12 protein-coding genes and 1 pseudogene are annotated in these 18,290 nt (G+C 49.1%); 6 read left to right on the forward strand and 7 right to left on the reverse strand.

What is annotated here, in order from left to right; all coding sequences use genetic code 11:
• Nucleotides 1-11: 11 nt before the first annotated feature.
• The gene (locus QFZ48_RS18200; RefSeq protein WP_429063158.1) at nucleotides 12-1,109 is read left to right on the forward strand and encodes a glycoside hydrolase family 26 protein; all 1,098 of its coding nucleotides are present in this window, start codon (nucleotides 12-14) and stop codon (nucleotides 1,107-1,109) included.
• Nucleotides 1,110-1,208: 99 nt separating this feature from the next.
• On the forward strand, nucleotides 1,209-3,284 hold the full coding sequence (locus tag QFZ48_RS18205) for a hypothetical protein (protein ID WP_429063159.1): 2,076 nt from the start codon (nucleotides 1,209-1,211) through the stop codon (nucleotides 3,282-3,284).
• Here QFZ48_RS18205 and QFZ48_RS18210 read toward each other — a convergent pair.
• The 6 genes and pseudogenes from QFZ48_RS18210 to nirB all read right to left on the reverse strand — a co-directional run bounded on the left by QFZ48_RS18210 (nucleotide 3,259) and on the right by nirB (nucleotide 13,871).
• Nucleotides 3,259-4,731, reverse strand: a complete 1,473-nt coding sequence (locus QFZ48_RS18210) for a rubredoxin (RefSeq protein WP_429063160.1) — start codon at nucleotides 4,729-4,731, stop codon at nucleotides 3,259-3,261. The genes QFZ48_RS18205 and QFZ48_RS18210 overlap by 26 nt on opposite strands.
• Nucleotides 4,732-4,733: 2 nt before the next feature.
• Nucleotides 4,734-8,231, reverse strand: coding sequence for a molybdopterin-dependent oxidoreductase (locus QFZ48_RS18215; RefSeq protein ID WP_429063161.1), 3,498 nt, complete (start codon nucleotides 8,229-8,231; stop codon nucleotides 4,734-4,736).
• A gap of 20 nt (nucleotides 8,232-8,251) precedes the next feature.
• Nucleotides 8,252-9,542: pseudogene (locus QFZ48_RS18220) on the reverse strand (MFS transporter).
• An 18-nt stretch (nucleotides 9,543-9,560) separates the two neighbouring features.
• A complete protein-coding gene (locus QFZ48_RS18225; protein WP_429050647.1) occupies nucleotides 9,561-10,883 on the reverse strand; it encodes an alginate export family protein in 1,323 nt (440 codons plus the stop codon).
• Between the two features lie 85 nt (nucleotides 10,884-10,968).
• Nucleotides 10,969-11,346 carry a nitrite reductase small subunit NirD gene (gene nirD / locus QFZ48_RS18230; RefSeq protein WP_370908222.1) on the reverse strand — a complete coding sequence of 126 codons (378 nt, stop codon included), beginning with the start codon at nucleotides 11,344-11,346 and terminating at the stop codon, nucleotides 10,969-10,971.
• A gap of 26 nt (nucleotides 11,347-11,372) precedes the next feature.
• Entirely contained in the window at nucleotides 11,373-13,871 is a 2,499-nt protein-coding gene (nirB, locus tag QFZ48_RS18235) for a nitrite reductase large subunit NirB (protein ID WP_429063162.1), read from the reverse strand.
• A gap of 185 nt (nucleotides 13,872-14,056) precedes the next feature.
• Here nirB and cobA point away from each other — a divergent pair, with 185 nt between their 5' ends.
• From cobA to QFZ48_RS18250, 3 genes are read left to right on the forward strand one after another with little or no spacing between them, the layout of a single operon-like run.
• Nucleotides 14,057-14,794: a uroporphyrinogen-III C-methyltransferase gene (gene cobA / locus QFZ48_RS18240; RefSeq protein WP_429063163.1), complete on the forward strand. Its 738-nt coding sequence runs from the start codon at nucleotides 14,057-14,059 to the stop codon at nucleotides 14,792-14,794.
• Nucleotides 14,795-14,829: 35 nt separating this feature from the next.
• Complete coding sequence (locus QFZ48_RS18245; protein WP_429063164.1) at nucleotides 14,830-15,189, forward strand: Crp/Fnr family transcriptional regulator; 360 nt, start codon at nucleotides 14,830-14,832, stop codon at nucleotides 15,187-15,189.
• A gap of 28 nt (nucleotides 15,190-15,217) precedes the next feature.
• Nucleotides 15,218-15,526 (forward strand): Crp/Fnr family transcriptional regulator, encoded by a 309-nt coding sequence (locus QFZ48_RS18250; RefSeq protein ID WP_429063165.1) that lies wholly within the window; start codon nucleotides 15,218-15,220, stop codon nucleotides 15,524-15,526.
• A gap of 67 nt (nucleotides 15,527-15,593) precedes the next feature.
• On the opposite strand, the gene QFZ48_RS18255 is transcribed toward QFZ48_RS18250, so the two are convergent.
• Nucleotides 15,594-16,262, reverse strand: a complete 669-nt coding sequence (locus QFZ48_RS18255; RefSeq protein WP_370908218.1) for a Crp/Fnr family transcriptional regulator — start codon at nucleotides 16,260-16,262, stop codon at nucleotides 15,594-15,596.
• A gap of 146 nt (nucleotides 16,263-16,408) precedes the next feature.
• Between QFZ48_RS18255 and QFZ48_RS18260 the strand changes: the two genes are divergently transcribed.
• A complete protein-coding gene (locus tag QFZ48_RS18260; RefSeq protein WP_429063166.1) occupies nucleotides 16,409-18,172 on the forward strand; it encodes a chloride channel protein in 1,764 nt (587 codons plus the stop codon).
• Nucleotides 18,173-18,290 lie beyond the last annotated feature (118 nt).

Consider the following 18,290-nt stretch of genomic DNA (forward strand, 5'->3'; position numbering starts at 1 on the left):
AAATGAACAACATGAAGTTAAGAACCATCATCACTGCTGCATTGATGGGCGCCATACCGGCGCTCGCCCAGCAGCAGCCTGTCGATAAAAAGGCGACGCCGGAAACCAGGCAGCTGCTGCATAACATGTCGGCGCTGCTGGATAAGGGCGTCATCCTCGGCCACCAGGACGACCTGGCCTACGGCATGCAATGGGCCTACAAAACAGGCGAGTCTGATGTGAAAAGGTTAACGGGGCAGTACCCCGGCGTGTTCGGTTGGGAACTGGGTCGTCTGGAGAAAGACAGCACCCATAACCTGGACGGTGTTCCTTTCGATTCTATTGTGGTATATATGAAATGGGTATACGAAAACGGCGGCATCAATACTTTCAGCTGGCATTTCAACGACCCGGTTACAAAAGCCACCGCCTGGAGTACTGATCCGAACACGGTGAAAAGTATTATCCCCGGTGGTGCGCATCACGCGGCTTACAAAGCTTACCTGGATAAACTGGCCGTTTATCTTCATAAAGTAAAAAATAATAAGGGAGAAGAAATTCCTTTATTGTTCCGTCCGTTTCATGAACATACCGGTAACTGGTTCTGGTGGGGCAAATCGTCCTGCACACCGGAAGAGTTTAAAGCCATCTGGCAGTTCACCGTCAACTACCTGCGCGATGTGAAACAATTGCATAACCTGCTGTATGCTTATTCCGCCGCGGATTTTGCTACAGAAAAAGAATACCTGGAACGCTATCCCGGTGATGCCTATGTGGATGTGCTGGGCTTTGATGCTTATTGTAATAAAGACGTAGCCTATTTTGTAAAAGATCTTAACAACCGGTTAAGTATCCTTCAGCAAATAGCCGCAAAACACCACAAAGTACCGGCACTCACGGAAGTGGGCAACATCAATACGCCACAGGCGGAGTGGTGGACAAAAACATTCCTGCCCGTACTGCAAAAGTATCAGATGTCTTATGCGCTCTTCTGGCGCAACGGGCCAAAGGAAGGCGCTTTCATACCTTACGAAGGTCAGGTGAGCGCAGCAGATTTTATTAAGTTTGCCACACAACCACCGGTCATTTTACTGAACCAGTTACAAGCAACCGCTGTTTATAAAAAATAGCAGGTTGTTTTCAGGACAATTATATATTTTGTAGGGGAGAGATGATTACCGTCGAGGTAATGATTTCTCCCTTTTTCTGTATTTAAACGTCCACGTGTTATGTCCTTCTTTAAATATATTGCCTGCTGTTGTTTTTTTTACCTGCCTGTAGCGGCGCAGGTGCCGGTTGACCTCCATGCGTTCAAGCCCTCCGAAGAAGTAAAGGTAAGCGTAGCAGATCAACAGCTCACCGCCGTGTGGAATGCAGGTGCTAATACACAAGCGCGTATTGTACTGAACATGGAACAGCAAAATCCGCTTATCCGCAGCCTCAGCTGGAACGCCGGCAAAAAAGAATGGCAGCAGGTGGCGTCAGGGTTACAGCCTGTATTTTTCCTTACTACCGGTAAGCGCGACCTGATTTCACAAAACGGATGGAATATCTTCTTTGATAAAACGGATAAATTACCACGTACCACTTATCCGGTACAATTGCAGAAAGACAGTATAGCCGTTATTACAGATGGCTCCCGCACGGTATTACGGGTGGCAGGTGCTACGGCCGGTCCCTTTAACGGCGTGGTAGAAATAACCCTTTACAATGGCAGCGGACTAATGAATATAGCCGCCGTGATGACCACCCAAAAAGATTCCACTGCAATATTATACGATGCCGGACTAACGGCTACAGATATACCCTGGCAGCAAATTCACTGGTCCGATCCCAAAGGCATGATGAAGTCAGTGCCGGCAGTAGCGGGCACACAAAGCACCAACGTCGCCGTTAAATACCGCACCATCATCGGTGAAAGCAAAGCCGGCAGCCTGGCATTATTCCCCGCGCCGCACCAGTTCTTTTACCCGCTGGATAATTGTTTCAACCAGTCCTTCACCTGGTACGGAAATAATTATAATAAAGATGCACCCGGCTATGGTATCGGTATCCGGCAGGAACCGGGAGGAGATAAAAGATGGGTGCCCTGGTTTAACGCGCCTCCAGGCACGGCGCAGCGCCTTCATTTCTTTTGTTTGCTCAGTAACACCCCAGCAGGGCAAACGCTGCAGTATGTTCGCCGCTATACTCACAGTGACGTCTATGCGCCGCTTCCCGGATACTATACGATGAGCAGCCATTTTCACCAGGAGCATACCGCCGATGTGTTAAATAAGCTGCCGATGCCCGAAATTCCGGCTTTCATAAAAGCTTTTCGTGAAACGGGCGTGAATATTGTCCACCTGGGCGAATTCCACGGCCCCGGCCATCCGCGTGGTCCGGAAGGTGAACGCTTCCTGGAACAGCAAACACTATTCAAAGAGTGCGAGCGATTGTCTGCAGGAAATTTTTTATTGCTCCCAGGCGAAGAACCTAACAACTTCTTCGGTGGCCATTGGATGAACATCTTTCCCAAACCGGTTTATTGGGTGATGGATCGTAAACCGGCACAGCCTTTTGTAACCAATGATCCAACTTACGGGAAGGTATACCGTGTAGGCAATAAAGAAGAAATGCTGCAACTGCTGCAAACGGAAAAAGGCATGGCCTGGACTGCCCACGCACGCACCAAAGGATCAACCGGGTTCCCTGATAAATATAAGGAGGAAGCATTTTTTACCTCGTCCAAATTTATGGGCGCCGCCTGGAAGGCTTTGCCTGGCGATCTTTCACAGCCTTATCTCGGCAAGCGGGCACTGGATCTGTTGGATGATATGGCCAACTGGGGCCTGCACAAAACAATGATTGCGGAAGCAGATCTTTTCCGTATCACGCCGGAAGATGAACTGTACGGACACCTCAACGTAAACTATCTTCAACTGGATCGCCTGCCTGCTTTTAAAGAGGGTTGGCAGCCTGTGCTGGATGCCATGCAGCAGGGAAAGTTTTTTGTAACCACCGGTGAAATACTGTTACCCGCTTTTACGGTAAATGGGAAATCTTCCGGCAATACGATCACCGCTGCAGAGAAGGGAACTGTGAAAGTAACTGCCAGCTGGACTTTCCCGCTTAACTATGCGGTAATCATCTCAGGTGATGGAAAAGAGGTTTACCGGGAAAAAATCTCACTGCATCAGACACAATCTTTCGGGTCCACCACATTTACATTTAATACCAATCTGGAAAACCGTAAATGGGTGCGGTTTGAATTATGGGACGTTGCCGCCAACGGCGCATTTACACAGTGTGTGTGGATAAAGTAGCGGGATGTAAATCCGCTTCGTTGATCGCTTTAAATTCGTCTAACGGGGATGAACATACGGAACAGCAATAATCTTCCGGTAACTCACTGAAGGCAGTACCCTCAGGGATTTGCTGTTCCGGATCACCGGCATCATCATCATACACCGTTAAGCACACCTGGCATTGATGTACTACCCGTTCAACAGCGGCAACAGGCGCCAGCGATTGCTGCTCGGTTACATAATGCTGTAATACATCCGCCTCGCTTTCCCGTTCGTAAAAAGTTCTGCACAGCGCTACAATGTAAGGCCCCAGGTGCTCTTTGGAAACACCTTCGCGGTATAACAACAACTGCGCGGAGTTGGCGTTGTAACCGGCCGTATACAGAATGTCGTAACGCTGCATATACTTCAGCTTGCTGCCATGCTTGTTTTCCTGCTTACGGATCACCACCGTTCCAAAAAGACTTGCCGGCCGGTTAATCCTTACACTGAAGCACAAACCATAGGTACGTACATCGGCCGTATCAAAGTAACGGATGATATGACGTTTCAGCACAAGGCCGTCTTCACAGTTGTCTTCGACCTGCCAGTTTAATTCATTCGCCGCATGGCGCACATTGATGCCATATTTCCCTAACACATAATCCCATAGCTTGCGGTGGGCCGGTTCAATATTTTTTATGATCAGCGACTTCCACGGTGTGGCATACAATTGCCCGATGCGTGTTTCCAGGCAAATGGTACATACTTCTTTCAAAAAAGCTATCGGGAAATCTTCATCCCGCCGGTAAATACCTAACCAGTAACTATTTTCGAACTTATTAAAACCTTCGTAGTATGGTAAATGGAAAGCCGGCAGATCAGGTTCCTTCTCCTTCGGGCGGCCAATATAGCTCGCTACTTGTTTCACCTGCTGGTATACTTCCTCGGGGGTATCGCCTTCGTTGATACTCTGCTCCAGTTGCTTGCTCATGGCAGCAATGTTATTGGTATAGATTAGCTCCGGCCAGGCGTACAGCTGCTGGCTTCCCGGCATGCGGATATACAGGTACCAGTAATGCAGGCTGCCTGAAGAGATCCAGTTGATATGCCCGGTGAACAACGGTACAAATGTTTGCTGACTATCGCAGATATTGATTTTCAGTGTGGGCGTATAGTCGAAGCCGTTAAATACATCTTTATAAATTCCTTCACTCAGCCAGCTGTCGTGGATAAAGATACCGGCAGCAGGATAGGAGCTCATGATATTAGGCTGGTCTGCTATGGGCAACTGTTTATCTGCGCAGTTCTTTTTAAAGGCCGCTAAATTTTTATCCGGTATATCCACCAGTAATTGTTGCCGTAAGCCAAAGCGCACATGTGTAGCCTGCGCTGCTGCAGCTGTTTCCAGCAGTTCCAGCAGGTATCCCGGTGAAATAATGCCACCGGTGAAATTAACGGGTAAAGTATGCGTGTGTTTAGCCATAATTATACAAGTGCTGCCACGGTTTTCTGAATCGATTTTTCCAGCAAGGTCTTTATTTCTGATTTGCAGCTGCCACAGCCCAAACCGGCGCCGGAGGCCTGGCAAAGCTGTTGCAGGCTATCGCAACCTCCTGCTATCTTCTCCGTAATATTTCCTTCGCCCACATTGCCGCAGGAACATACCAGCCTGCCAATTACCGGTGTTCCTTTCTTACCTGAACGAAGTAACTCCAGCCGCTTATCTGATAACTCGATCTTTTGCTGGATCAGATCCCTGAATTCTGCAAACTCCGATTTGTCGCCAATCAGGATGGCGCCCACCAGCCGGTCCTGGTGAATAATACATTTCTTATAATAACGTTTCGCCTTGTCAATAAAAACAACCTCTTCATAAGCCGGGTCTTTCGGTGTTTCTACCATACCAAGCGAACAAAGATCAGTGCCATGCATCTTCAGGATGTTCATAAACAGGGAACCCTGGTAATAATTGCTGATGTCGCCGTTAAGATAACGGGCCACTACTTCCGCCTGCTGCTCTGCAGCGGCAGTGATGCCGTACAAGGTGCCATTGAAAGCAGCAATCTCGCCAATAGCATAAATTTCCGGATCACTGGTCTGAAGATATTCATTCACCACTACACCGCGGTTGCACTCCAGTTGCGCCGCCTGGGCCAGTTCTATATTAGGCACCGTTCCTATGGACATTACCACCGCCTGGCAGGGAATGTACAAACCACTTTTCAGCTGGATGCCTTCCAGTTGATCCTGCCCGGAGAAACGGTTAATTTCATCATTGTAATAAATCTCAATACCCCTGTCGGTAAGTTCTTCATAAAGAAGCTGCCCGCCCAGTGTATCCAGTTGGCGGTCCATTAACCGGGAAGTGCGTTGTATAACGCCAACGTCTATATTAATTTCTTTGAGAGATGCTGCCAGCTCTATCCCCAATAATCCACCTCCTGCTATCATTACTTTCCCTTTGGAAGGATCTATATGTTGTTTGAAGGCATCTGCATCCATCCGCGTGCGCATGGTGAAAATGCCGGGTATAGGCGGAGTATCACGCAGCGTGGCTGCCCGGCTGCCGGTGGCCATCAGCAGGATATCATACGTATGCACGTTCCCGTTACTGTCAGTGAGCAACTTATTGGTACGGTCGATATGCGTAATGCTGACGCCTCTGTGCAAGGCTATATTATAGGCTTTTTCTTCCGCACGGGTCATTTTTACCAGTTGTTTCCATTGCTGCGTGCCGCTGATGTAATCCGGAAGCATTACCCGGTTGTAAAACGGCAGGTCCTCTTTACTGAACACCACTATTTCATCCGAGGTGTTTAATTCCCGGTACGACTTTACAAATCCGCAGGCGCCGGCTCCGGCGCCTATTAGCACAATTTTTTGCACCGGCTTCCGGTAGCGTGCTACCTGTACCGCTGCGTATTTAAAATCCGGCTGTTTGGAAATCGGATCAAGCAGCGGACTAGTCAGGTTATTGGCGCGGTGAAGATCGTTTTGAAGGATTTTTCCCCAGTGCATCGGGAGGAAGACAACTCCTTTTTTGATGGTGGTGCTAAGCTGGGCTTTCACCCGTACCGTACCGCGTCCATTGGTAACGGTAACAATATCGTCTGCCGAAATGCCACGTTGCCGCGCATCTTCGGGATGTATTTCAAGGAAGGAGGAGGAAATATGCTGCTTCAGCTTACTTACCTTACCTGTTTTACTCATGGTATGCCACTGGTCGCGTATGCGGCCGGTAGTCAGTATCAGCGGCAGCTCATGGCTGAGCGGCTCTGACCTGTTGTCATCGTCAAAACTATGTATCACCGCCTTTTCATCAGGGGTGTAAAACCGGTGGTCGCGGAACAGGCGCGGCGTGCCGTTGCCCGATTGATAGGGCCACTGCACGCTGCGCTGCGCCTTTATAATATCATAGTTCAGTTCACTTACATCAATATTGGTACCGGCAGTAAGCCGGCAATGTTCGTCGTATATTTCTGATACATTCGTATAGTCGAACCCGTGATACCCCATTTTTTGCGCAAAGCGGCAAATAATTTCGGCATCCGGCAACGCTTCGCCAGGTGCATCATTTACTTTGGAGAGATAACTGATGCGGCGTTCTGCATTGGTCATGGTGCCTTCTTTTTCCGTCCAGGCTGCGGCGGGCAATACGACATCTGCATAGCGCAATGTTTCCGGTTTGCTGGAAATTTCCTGCACCACTACGTACTTTGCCTTTTGCAGTGCTGCTTCGGCAAAGCGGGCGTCGGGTAAGCTCACCAGCGGATTGGTACACATGATCCATATGGCTTTCAGCCGTCCGTCGTTCAGTGCGGTGAACATCTCGGTGGCAGTAAGGCCCGGCTTATCAGAAAGCTCTGTGCCTCCCCAGAAAGCCTGTACCTCTTTGCGGTGCGCCGGGTTGTTCAGCACCCGGTGCGCAGGCAGAAGATTGGATAAACCGCCAACTTCACGGCCGCCCATTGCGTTGGGCTGACCGGTCAGGGAAAAAGGACCGCTGCCGGGCTTGCCGATATGCCCGGTGATCAGGTGCAGGTTAATAAGACTAAGATTTTTATGCACACCCACCGAGCTTTGATTCAGCCCCATTGTCCAGAACGTCATGAAACCAGTGGCATTGCCAATGTAATCTGCTGCCCGGTGAATATCTTCTGCTACAACACCGCAAATGGCCGCCGCTTCTTCTATGGTGCGTTCCATCACGGTATCCTTGTACTTATCAAAACCATTGGTATGCGCTTCTACAAAGGAGCTGTCGGTAAAGCCGGCAGTGATGAGCGCCCTGCCTATGGCATGATGCAATACAATATCGGTACCCGGGTTCACCTGCAGGTGCAGATCGGCCAGCGCGCAGCTCTGTGTAACCCTTGGATCACTTACAATGATCTTCATGGCGGGGTTGGCTGCCTTTGCGGCTTCTACCCTGCGCCATAAAATGGGATGGCACCAGGCTGGATTAGCACCCGCCACAAAGATGCAGTCGGCCTGCTCTATATCATCATAGGTGCCAGGCACTGCATCTTCTCCCAAAGCCATTTTATAAGCAGCTACTGCACTGCTCATACACAACCGCGAATTGGTATCTATATTGTTGCTGCCAATAAATCCTTTGATCAGCTTATTTACTACGTAGTATTCTTCTGTAAGGCATTGCCCGGATGCGTAGAAGGCTACGGCATCCGGACCATGTTTTTTGATGATGGCTGCAAATACAGCAGCAGTTCTTTCCAATGCCTGGTCCCAGGTAACCCTTTGCCGTGGAAGATTACGGTGATACCGCATTTCAGGATACAGCAACCTGTCTGATGTATCCATCACGGTATAATGCAGGTTCATACCTTTGGAACAAAGCATACCCTTGTTAACCGGGTGTGTTTTATCGCCTTCCACATGCAGCTTGCCCTGCCGGTCTTTATGTACCACTATTCCACAGCCTACGCCGCAGTAACAACAGGTGGTTTTGAATGATGCTTGCATGCTAAAGGTTTTACAATGATTTATGATACCGCTACCGGTGTTCTTACCGGTGCTTCCTCGCTGGCAGGCTGCCGGGTAAAGCGTGTGAGCATTACAATACAGGAAATGCCAATCACCACATAACCGATATACGTGAACGCCTGTACGTAGCTGATGCTGTCTGATTTAAACAGGAAGCCGAACATCATACCGCCCAGGTTTCCCCCGGCGCCAACAATACCGCTTACCAGCCCGGCATTTTTTTCGTTAATAAAAGGCACAATCCCATAAGTGGCGCCATTGGCCATTTTCAGGAACAGTGCAAAGCTCAGCATCGCTATGATAGCTACTACCAGTGATCCTGCCTGCGCAAATAACAATAATCCGATTCCTTCCGCCAGCAGCATCAGAGCCAATAACCATCCTTTCCCTTTCATGCCAAATCTGGCGCCTGCCTTGTCTGAAATAATGCCTCCCAATGCGCGCGCAAACAGGTTCATAAAACCAAAGATGCCGGCCCAGAACCCTGCGCTGCCCTGCGAAAGTTGAAATGTATCCACAAAATGTAAAGAGGCAACGTTATCAAAAGTGATCTCCATGCCAAAACACATTCCGTATGCCATTGTCAGCGCCCAGATGCGCCAGTCGGCCAACACCGACCAATCCGTTTTATTATCTTTTTTATTATAACCAATCTCATCAAAATTTCCGTTAGGCGTATCTTTTGTATAACGGTAATACAGATACGCTACACCGAGCATCATCACTCCCGGCAGTATCATCGCATAGCGCCACGCTTCGGGCTTTGTATAACCAAAACCAACAATTGCGGCAAATATCACCGGCATCACCATGTTGGTAACGCCCCCGCCCAGGTTGCCCCAGCCGCCGGTAATAGCATTGGCGGTGCCTTTGATGGCAGGGGCGAACATAAGGGAGGTGTGAAACTGCGTAATAACAAAAAGAACCGCCTATAACGCTGATGGCTAAACGGAACAGCATAAACGAAGTATAGTCTTTTGATAACCCTACCAGGAATACCGGCAACGAACCTATCAGCAGCAGCCGGATGGCGGTTTTGCGTGGCCCCCAGGTATCACAGAGCCGGCCAATGATCAGCCGCGCTATGATAGTGCCGGATACGGAAGCAATGATGATATTACCTACCTGCGATTTGGTTAAACCAAGATCCGTGCGGATGGTAGGCATCAGCGGCGCCAACCCGAACCAGCCAAAGAAGCAAACGAAAAACATGAGCCACGTAATATGGAACGTGCGCATCTGTATGGTATCAAGACTGAATATTTTTAATTTTTCTAAAGGAGCAGCCATGTGTTGTGTTTTTACAGGTTATTTAATCAGGAATTCGGGCCGGATATTCACCGATATGTATGCCCAGTTACTGTTTGGAGCAGCGTTTTTTACATTTTTAACAGTAGGAGAAGACAGGGTAGCAGTACTCCAGAAGTGACTGTAACCTGCTTCCAGGCCTATCATTTTGGTAAGTGTGTAATTTGCTGTTACATCTGCTTCTGTTCCAAACTGTTTATTCATGCCCGTTACATCGGCTGCACTGAAAAACTCGTGTACGTCGCCGGTCAATGCCCAACGCGGTCCCGGCTTTAGTTTTGTTTTTACGTAATAGTCCTGTAATCCCTTATTCCCAAATCCGCTGGCCACATAGAAATAATCCATATTACCCCAGAACTTATGCGGGGTGCCATACAGCGGATCAAAATCAGGACTGGTATAATCTGCCCCGGCGCCGGCGCTGAAAGTTTTATTTACACTATAAAAGAAAGAACCGGAAAGTAAACTGCCGCTCACCGTTTGTCCGTTCCCGTTGGTACCAAACTGATGATACGCGGCAGCTGTATAGGTAAATTTGTTAAATGCCTGTGTGTAAAACAACCCGGTGGTCATACGGGTATTTACCGCGCCTTCATATACTTTTACGGCCACATGCTCTACACTGTCGATGTGGTATTTTGAAAACTGATCCGTCAGGAAAAGAAAAGATAAGTTGCCTTTGTTCAGCTTCCTGGATACATAAGCAAACTCCAGGCTTTTGTACATGTTGCCGCCATTGGTATTTGCGGTATAATTACCGGGAGGCGTGGCATTGTACACACTGCCGCTGGCATTTTCTTTATTCTGGTTAAACGCGGCGCCCACATGCAGGGTCCACGCATTACTTTCATACTTTAATACCGCTGCATCGTGCCGGCGGCCCTGCTGCAGCCAGTCGAGATTACCCAGCAAACGGCTGTCGTCATACACCAGTTCCTGGCGGCCGATTTTCAGAGAAAGGCTCTTATTCTTCACCACAGTATCTGTCAGCAATATTTCTGCCCAGGCTTCATGCAGCATAAACCCGTTATTATCCGGGGTGGTAGTACGGTTAATGGTGGATCCGTCTTGTCCCCATACGCGTACATCCTGTACTGTTAGTCCCAGCTTGATCCGGTAAGCGCTGAATCCGGCCATTAACCGGGTGCGCTGGGAAGTAAAAAAAGCTGGTGCGGCGCCTTCAGGCTGCGGAGCGCCTTGTCCGTTACGTAGTTCGGTGCGGGTCCTGAGTTGCGCACCGAGTGAGAGCTGGGCATAGCCGTACTGCGATAACAGCAGTCCGGGAAGTATCAATGATACCTTGCCTGGAAACCATTTTTTCATGTAACTTTGGTTGATTTTGAATGAGCCAATCATTTCCGGATCAGAAACCCGGTTAGCCTGCCAGCTACCGGGTTTCGTTTTTTTATTATACACCTGCCATCTCCATCTCAGCTTCTACGCCTATATACACCATGTCGTCCACGATCTTTACAGGGTAGGTAGTGAGGGAACATTCGTGTTCATCAGACAGGCAACGGCCATCTTTCAGGGAGAATGTTTTTTTATGAAAAGGACAGGCTACTTTAGGCTCATCTTGTACAGTGCCGGTCATGCCGCGGCTGAGCGCCATCTGCTGGCGGTGGGGGCAAAGGTTCTGAGTGGCGTACCATTCATTTCTGCGGGCAAAAAAGAACAGCGCTATCTGCTCCTCCTTATACTTTACGCAAACGCCGCCATTGGTAGGTACATCTGATGTTTTGCAGGCGAGGAACCAGCTGGTAGTAGTTGTGTGAGTAGTAGACATAGCAGTATATTTTTTGTGTAAAGAGATTATTTCCATTCTGCGGCTTTCTTCTGGGCGCGCATCGTTTCAAATTTTACAGTAGGGTCTTTATCAGCCGGTGCATTTACGAAGTGCGAGAAACGTTTACGCAACTCAGGATTTTCCACCACTTCGCGCCACTCGCATTTGTAGTTGTCGACCAGCAACTGCATTTCTGATTCGAGCTGGGCGGCAATACCAAGACTGTCATTCAACACCACATTGCGTAAATAATCCATGCCACCATCCAGCTTGTTGAACCAGGTAGCTGTACGGGTCAGCGGATCGGCAGTTTTGATGTAAAACATCAGGAAGCGATCGATGTATTGGATACAGGTTTCACTGTCGATATCTGATACGAGTAATTGCGCATGCTGCGGTTTGGAGCCGCCATTACCGCATACATACAGGTTCCAGCCTCTTTCTGTGGCGATGATGCCAAAGTCTTTCGACTGCGCCTCTGCACATTCCCGGATACAACCGGAAACCGCCGATTTAATTTTATGCGGCGCCCGCAATCCGCGGTAGCGTTCTTCTATCCGGATAGCGAAACTCACGCTGTCGTGCAGTCCGAAGCGGCACCAGGTAGAGCCTACACAGCTTTTTACCGTGCGGAGTGCTTTACCGTAAGCATGACCGCTTTCAAAACCCGCCGCAATCAATTCTTCCCAGATATTGGGCAGATCGCTGAGATGCGCGCCAAACAAATCGATACGCTGTCCTCCGGTGATTTTCGTATAGAGGTTATATTTAGTACCAATCTGACCAATCACTACCAGCTTTTCCGGCGTAATTTCTCCGCCGGGAATTCTCGGTACCACGGAGTAAGTACCACCTTTCTGGATATTGGCGAGGTAGCGGTCGTTGGAATCCTGCGCAGTGTCGTTGCCTTTGTCAAGGATCATGTCGTTCCACAAACTGGCGAGGATGGAGGCAACTACCGGTTTACATACTTCGCAGCCTTCGCCGTTGCCGTAGTGATCCAGTACTTCATCAAAGGAACGGAGTGATTTTACTTTGATCAGATCCAGCATTTCCTGGCGGGAGTACTGGAAGTGTTCGCAAACCACGTTGCGGATATATTTGCCCTGTGACTTCATGGTGGCGGTGATCAGGTCTTTTACCATCGGCGTACAGCCACCACAGCAGGTACCGGCTTTAGTACATTTCTTTACTTCGTCCAGCGTTTCAAAACCATCGGTTACCACCTGGCAGATGGCGCCTTTGCTGACGCTTTCACAGCTGCAGATAATCGCTTCATCCGGAAGGGCCGTAACGCCGGCGCCGGTATCGGCACTGCCGCTTCTGTTGCCCAGCAATAGATCTTCCGGGTTAGCCGGCAGGGCCAGCTTGTTTTTGGTGGTTTGCAGCAGCATGTTATAGGCAGCTGCATCTCCTATTAATATACCTCCCAGCAGGAACTGGCCATCATGCGTAATGTTGATCCTTTTGTAGGTGCCTTTAAATTTATCTTCAAACACTATACTGTGACAGCTTTCCGGAGCCGGGAACGGATCGCCGAAGCTGGCTACATCCACCCCGATGAGTTTTAGTTTGGTACTCATATCGAAACCGGTGAAGGCTTTGGCTTCACCGGTGATATGAGAGGCGGCCACTTCTGCCATTTCATAACCCGGGGCCACCAGGCCATAGATCATGTTGTTGTAAAGTGCGCACTCACCGATGGAATATATAAAGGAGTCACTTGTCTGCATCTGTTCGTTTACCACAATCCCCCCGCGCGGACCAACGGTGATGCCGGCAGCGCGTGCCAGCTCATCCCGGGGTTTAATGCCCGCAGACACTACCAGAATGTCTGCTTCCAGGATGGTATCATCGGAAAACTGTAATCCTGTTATGGCCTCTTCACCCAGTATTTCACGGGTGTTTTTGCCGGTAAGCACTTTCAGTCCCAGACTGGCCAGCTTGTTCTGCAGGATAGAGGAGCCTTGTTCATCTATCTGGCGTGGCATGAGGCGGGAGGAAAACTCCACCACATGCGTATTGTTAATACCGAGGTCCAGGAGGGCTTTGGCGGCTTCCAGTCCCAGCAACCCACCGCCTATTACGGCGCCGCTGCTGGCTCCCGGGGCATAAGCCTTCATCATTTCCAGGTCTTCTATCGTGCGGTAAATGAATACGCCTTTTTTATCCATGCCGGGTACCGGCGGTACAAATGCGGCCGAGCCGGTGGCCATTACGAGGTAATCGTAGGTTTCCACGATACCTTTATATGACTGCACTGTTTTATTAATACGGTCAATCTGCAATACCGGGTCGCCCAGGTGCAGGCGGATGCCTTGCTCTACGTACCAGTCGGCTGTAGCAAGTAGCAGGTCGTCGGCTGTTTTGCCGTCAAACCAGGAGGTGAGATGTACGCGATCGTAGGCGGGACGGGGCTCTTCTCCAAATACAACCAGTTCAATCGGGGTGTCGGCAGATTTGGAAATGATCTTCTCACAAAATTTGTATCCCACCATACCGTTTCCTATTACTACTATTTTCATTCGATTATATTTAAGGATCAGAAATCTTGAGTTATATTATAAATTAATTAATATAATAGTATTTTTTGCTTTGGAGATGATTTTTAAGGTAGGTGTATGATGTTAATTATAAAATTAAGCGTTTTTGTTTTAATTTTAGGCATGCATAGCTGTTAAATAATCACATAATTTTAAATATCATATGTATGCAGGTGTCAAATCCATTTCTATCTTTAGTAGGAGCAGGGCCCGGAGATCCTGAAATGATCACGCTGAAAGCGATTAATACCATCCGCCAGGCCAACGTTATATTATATGATGCATTGGTAAACGAATCGCTGCTCACTTATGCTTCGCCAGGCGCGGTAATAAAGTTTGTAGGTAAAAGATATGGCTGCCATGCGCTCTCCCAACAGGAAATAAACCACCTGATCGTGGAAATGGCATTGGCCCATGGCCATGTGGTCCGGCTCAAAGGTGGCGATCCGTTCATATTCGGCAGGGCGGTGGAGGAAATTGAAACCGCTAGGAAACATGGGATCAAAGTGGCTATTATACCAGGGATTTCCAGTGCAGTAGCAGTACCGGCATCTCAAATGATACCGCTTACCTGCAGGGGCACGGCGGAAAGCTTCTGGGTAACCACCGGCACTACCCAAAGCGGCGATATTTCGAAAGACATTGCCCTGGCGGCACAGTCCACCGCCACCGTAGTGATATTAATGGCCATGAGCAAACTGGAAGCGATCATGGATATTTTCCAGGCACATGGCAAAGCAACCACGCCGGTAGCCATTATCCAGGATGGCACCACGCCGCGGCCAAAAAATGGTGACCGGCACCGTAAAGGATATCACCTGGCGTGCACAGGCGGCTGGTATGGGAAATCCTGCTATTATAGTAGTAGGAGAGGTAGTAAAGCTGCAATCCCTGCTGGCAGATGAAACATTACAACAATTACAAAACAGTAATACGATACATGAAGAAAGATAAACAGGGCTGTGATGGTAAAACTTGTCTCCTTTGCCGGTTATCCCTGAAAGAGTGGGCTCCGGCAACAGCGTTGTACCGGAAAAATTTTTCGTTGAACAAAGGAGAAACTCTGTTTAAAGAAGGTGATAAAGTAGAAGGTATCTACTTTATTTATGAAGGCCGCATGAAAGTGCATAAACACTGGGGCTCTGAAAAAGAACTTATTGTCCGCTTTGCACAAAAAGGCGATATCGTTGGTCACCGCGGCATAGGCGGTACGGAACACCATTATCCCATATCTGCCACTGCCCTGGAACCGGTAAAAGTTTGTTTTATAGAGATGGACTTTTTTTCAGGCATCTCTTAAAATCAATCACGACCTGCTGTATGAACTGATGCTGTTTTATGCGCAGGAACTGCAAACGTCCGAAAAGCAGATGCGCAACCTCGCACATATGTCCGTTAAAGGCCGCATGGCCAATGCACTGATACTGTTACAACAAAAGTTTGGCTTTAACAAAGATGGGTTTATTGATCTTGCATTGAGTAAGCAAGACCTGGCCTCCTACATCGGGGCTACTTATGAAACCACTTTCCGGGTGTTGAATGAATTAATAGAGGAGCGGTTGGTAGCAGTTTCAGGAAAAAGTATCACCATCCTGAATGAAAACAAGTTGCTCAGGCTCACAGAAACCAGTGCCTGAGGGCATTCCCGGATCAAGTCCACCTCATCGTCGTATCAACGCCGGGCTTACTTCCCCTCAATCCCCATTAAACAATATACTTCCGCAGTTTCTTCTCATTTAATATCGTAATCGCCCTTCCCTCCGCGGTAATCAGTTTCTCTGCCATAAATTCCTGCAAATTGCGGTAAATCGTTTCATAGGTGGTTCCTGCAAAAGCGGCGAGATCCTGGCGGCTGATCGTAAAATGAAGCGCCTTATGCAACCGGCTGAGTTCCAGCAAAGCATCCGCCAGCCTGCCTTTTACATCCATATGCACCAGGTTGCGCATCTTCCGTTCTGCCTCCTGTAATTCATCGGCATAAAATTGCATCAGCTTCAATGCCAGGTTGGGGTTCACTTTCAGCGATGCCTCAAAAAACGACAGCTCCGTATAACATACCGTGGTATCTTCCAGCGCAGTGGCGGAAACCGTATACAGCCGCTCACCGCTGCCTAACCCCCGGTGCCCGAGGATATCCCCCTTTTGTGCAAAGCGGACAATGAGTTCTTTTTCAGAGCCCCATTGCTTGTGCACCTTTACGTTGCCGTCATACAAAAAAAAGATCCCTTTTACCGGGCTGCCCTCCTGGAAAATTGTTTCATTCTTCTTATAAAAAAGATGCTGCCTGTGATCCGATACCGCCGCAATCCATTCGGGAATGCTGTACTGGCATAAAAAACAGGTGTTCAGATCGCAGGTTCCGGCTTTTTTCATGACTGCAATACTAGTGTTTTTTTGTGTTTTTGGAAGAAAAAATAGGTTTTAATATGATTTGAATCATATTTTTGCATTGTTTTAAAGATATAATTGTCATTTTGTATAGTATGAATCATAAAAAAGAGCAAAAGTTTGCCGGAAATATGTCAAGGAGGGTATTTTACCTGAGCCTGCAGGCATGTATCAACGCCCTGGTTATAGGCGTAGTGGCAAAAGCACTGGTGTTGCTGATCAGTCTTATTACCAACCTGTCGTTTTACGGTAAATTTTCATTTGAAGAAGCAGGGCCCGCCGGAAACCACCTGGGTATGATCGTAATAATAGTTCCTATCATAGGTAGCCTGATAGTAGGCGTGATGGCGCGTTTTGGCAGTAAAGCCATCCGCGGTCATGGTATCCCGGAAGCCATGGAGAACATCATCGGCAATGAAAGCAAGATCCCGCCGGTGATTACCTTGCTGAAACCCATATCCGCTGCTATTTCTATCGGTACGGGTGGTCCCTTTGGTGCCGAAGGCCCTATCATCGCCACCGGTGGCGCCATTGGCTCCTTCACCGGCCAGGTGATTCACATTTCTTCTGCAGAAAGAAAAGTATTACTGGCAGCCGGCGCTTGTGCCGGTATGGCCGCTATTTTCGGCAGCCCGCTGGCCGCTATCCTGCTGGCCATTGAATTATTATTGTTCGAATTCTCTCCCCGCTCAGTGATTCCCGTGGCCATAGGCTGTATCGCCGGCGCCGGTATGCACATCCTGTTGTTCGACAGCAACCCGGTTTTTGCCATGCCCCCCATCCCTGCCGTAACCGATATTGCCCTGGTCACCTATGTGCTAATGGGTGCCGTAATAGGTGTAGTCGCCGCTTACGTGTCAAAATCTGTTTATTTCGTGGAGGACCTGTTCGAGAAATTACCCATCCACTGGATGTGGTGGCCGGCACTCGGCGCCATCGCGGTGGGCGTGATCGGCTACTTCGCCCCGCACACCATGGGAGTGGGCTACGATAACATCAAAACATTGCTAACCGGCACCGCACCGCTGGCACTGCTCGTATCACTTTGTATCCTTAAATATCTTTCATGGGTGATTTCCCTGGGTAGCGGCACTTCCGGTGGAACGCTGGCGCCCCTGTTTACCATTGGTGGCGCCTTTGGCGCCTTACTGGGCGTGGCCGTAATACAATTATTCCCCGGCAGCGGCATCAATATCGCCACGGCGGCACTGATCGGTATGGCCGCTATGTTTGCCGGCGCTTCCCGCGCATTGCTCACCGCCATCGTATTTTCACTGGAAACAACCGGGCAAACACATGGCCTCCTGCCGCTGATAGCTGCCTGCACAGCCGCTTATTTCGTATCGTTCTTCCTCATGAAAGGCAGCATCATGACGGAAAAGATCCGCCGCAGAGGTGTTGCCACCCCGGAAGAATATACCCCTGATATGATGCAGCTGATTAATGTGGCGGCCGTTGCTACACAACCTCCTGTTACATTGCAGGAGCAAATGACGCAAGCGCAGGCAGACCAGTTATTGCAAACCGTCTTTTATCACTACCGCTACCTGCCGGTAACAGATAGCGCCGGGCAGTTTAAAGGCTATGTTAACAGGCAGCAGTTGTCGGCCGGAAGCAATACGCCTGTCCGCGAGCTCCTGGAGTCATCTGCACCATACCTGTATCCCGCCGATAATATCAATCTCGTTACAGAACTCTTCGATAGCTACCCGCCGGATATCCTGGCGGTACTCGACAAAGGAAAGAAATTGACAGGCATCGTTACTGCCGATGGCGTGCTGAGAACCTATGGTGAACGCCGCAAGGCCACCGCAAAGTATCACTCTGCTTTCTATGGCAATACCCGCCTGCTGCGGTTAATGGCCCGGGGAAAACGACTGCTGGCACGATCTTAACCTGCCGGCATTAAAGGTTGAAATACGGGTCCGCTCTTTTGAGCGGACCTTTTTTTATACCGGGTAAAATATTCCTCCGCACTGTCCGTCTTCGTATAAAAGCTTCTTAACTTTAATA

The sequence above is a fragment of the Chitinophaga sp. W2I13 genome, from assembly GCF_050434005.1.
Classification (GTDB): Bacteria; Bacteroidota; Bacteroidia; order Chitinophagales; family Chitinophagaceae; genus Chitinophaga.

What these genes read in the sequence shown, in the direction of transcription:
- QFZ48_RS18260 (WP_429063166.1), top strand. Translation starts at nt 16,409, where the DNA reads ATGTCAAGGAGGGTATTTTACCTGAGCCTGCAGGCATGTATCAACGCC.
- QFZ48_RS18215 (WP_429063161.1), bottom strand. Translation starts at nt 8,231, where the DNA reads ATGCAAGCATCATTCAAAACCACCTGTTGTTACTGCGGCGTAGGCTGT.
- QFZ48_RS18250 (WP_429063165.1), top strand. Translation starts at nt 15,218, where the DNA reads ATGCTGTTTTATGCGCAGGAACTGCAAACGTCCGAAAAGCAGATGCGC.
- QFZ48_RS18245 (WP_429063164.1), top strand. Translation starts at nt 14,830, where the DNA reads ATGAAGAAAGATAAACAGGGCTGTGATGGTAAAACTTGTCTCCTTTGC.
- QFZ48_RS18225 (WP_429050647.1), bottom strand. Translation starts at nt 10,883, where the DNA reads ATGAAAAAATGGTTTCCAGGCAAGGTATCATTGATACTTCCCGGACTG.
- cobA (WP_429063163.1), top strand. Translation starts at nt 14,057, where the DNA reads ATGCAGGTGTCAAATCCATTTCTATCTTTAGTAGGAGCAGGGCCCGGA.
- QFZ48_RS18210 (WP_429063160.1), bottom strand. Translation starts at nt 4,731, where the DNA reads ATGGCTAAACACACGCATACTTTACCCGTTAATTTCACCGGTGGCATT.
- QFZ48_RS18205 (WP_429063159.1), top strand. Translation starts at nt 1,209, where the DNA reads ATGTCCTTCTTTAAATATATTGCCTGCTGTTGTTTTTTTTACCTGCCT.
- QFZ48_RS18255 (WP_370908218.1), bottom strand. Translation starts at nt 16,262, where the DNA reads ATGAAAAAAGCCGGAACCTGCGATCTGAACACCTGTTTTTTATGCCAG.
- nirB (WP_429063162.1), bottom strand. Translation starts at nt 13,871, where the DNA reads ATGAAAATAGTAGTAATAGGAAACGGTATGGTGGGATACAAATTTTGT.
- QFZ48_RS18200 (WP_429063158.1), top strand. Translation starts at nt 12, where the DNA reads ATGAAGTTAAGAACCATCATCACTGCTGCATTGATGGGCGCCATACCG.
- nirD (WP_370908222.1), bottom strand. Translation starts at nt 11,346, where the DNA reads ATGTCTACTACTCACACAACTACTACCAGCTGGTTCCTCGCCTGCAAA.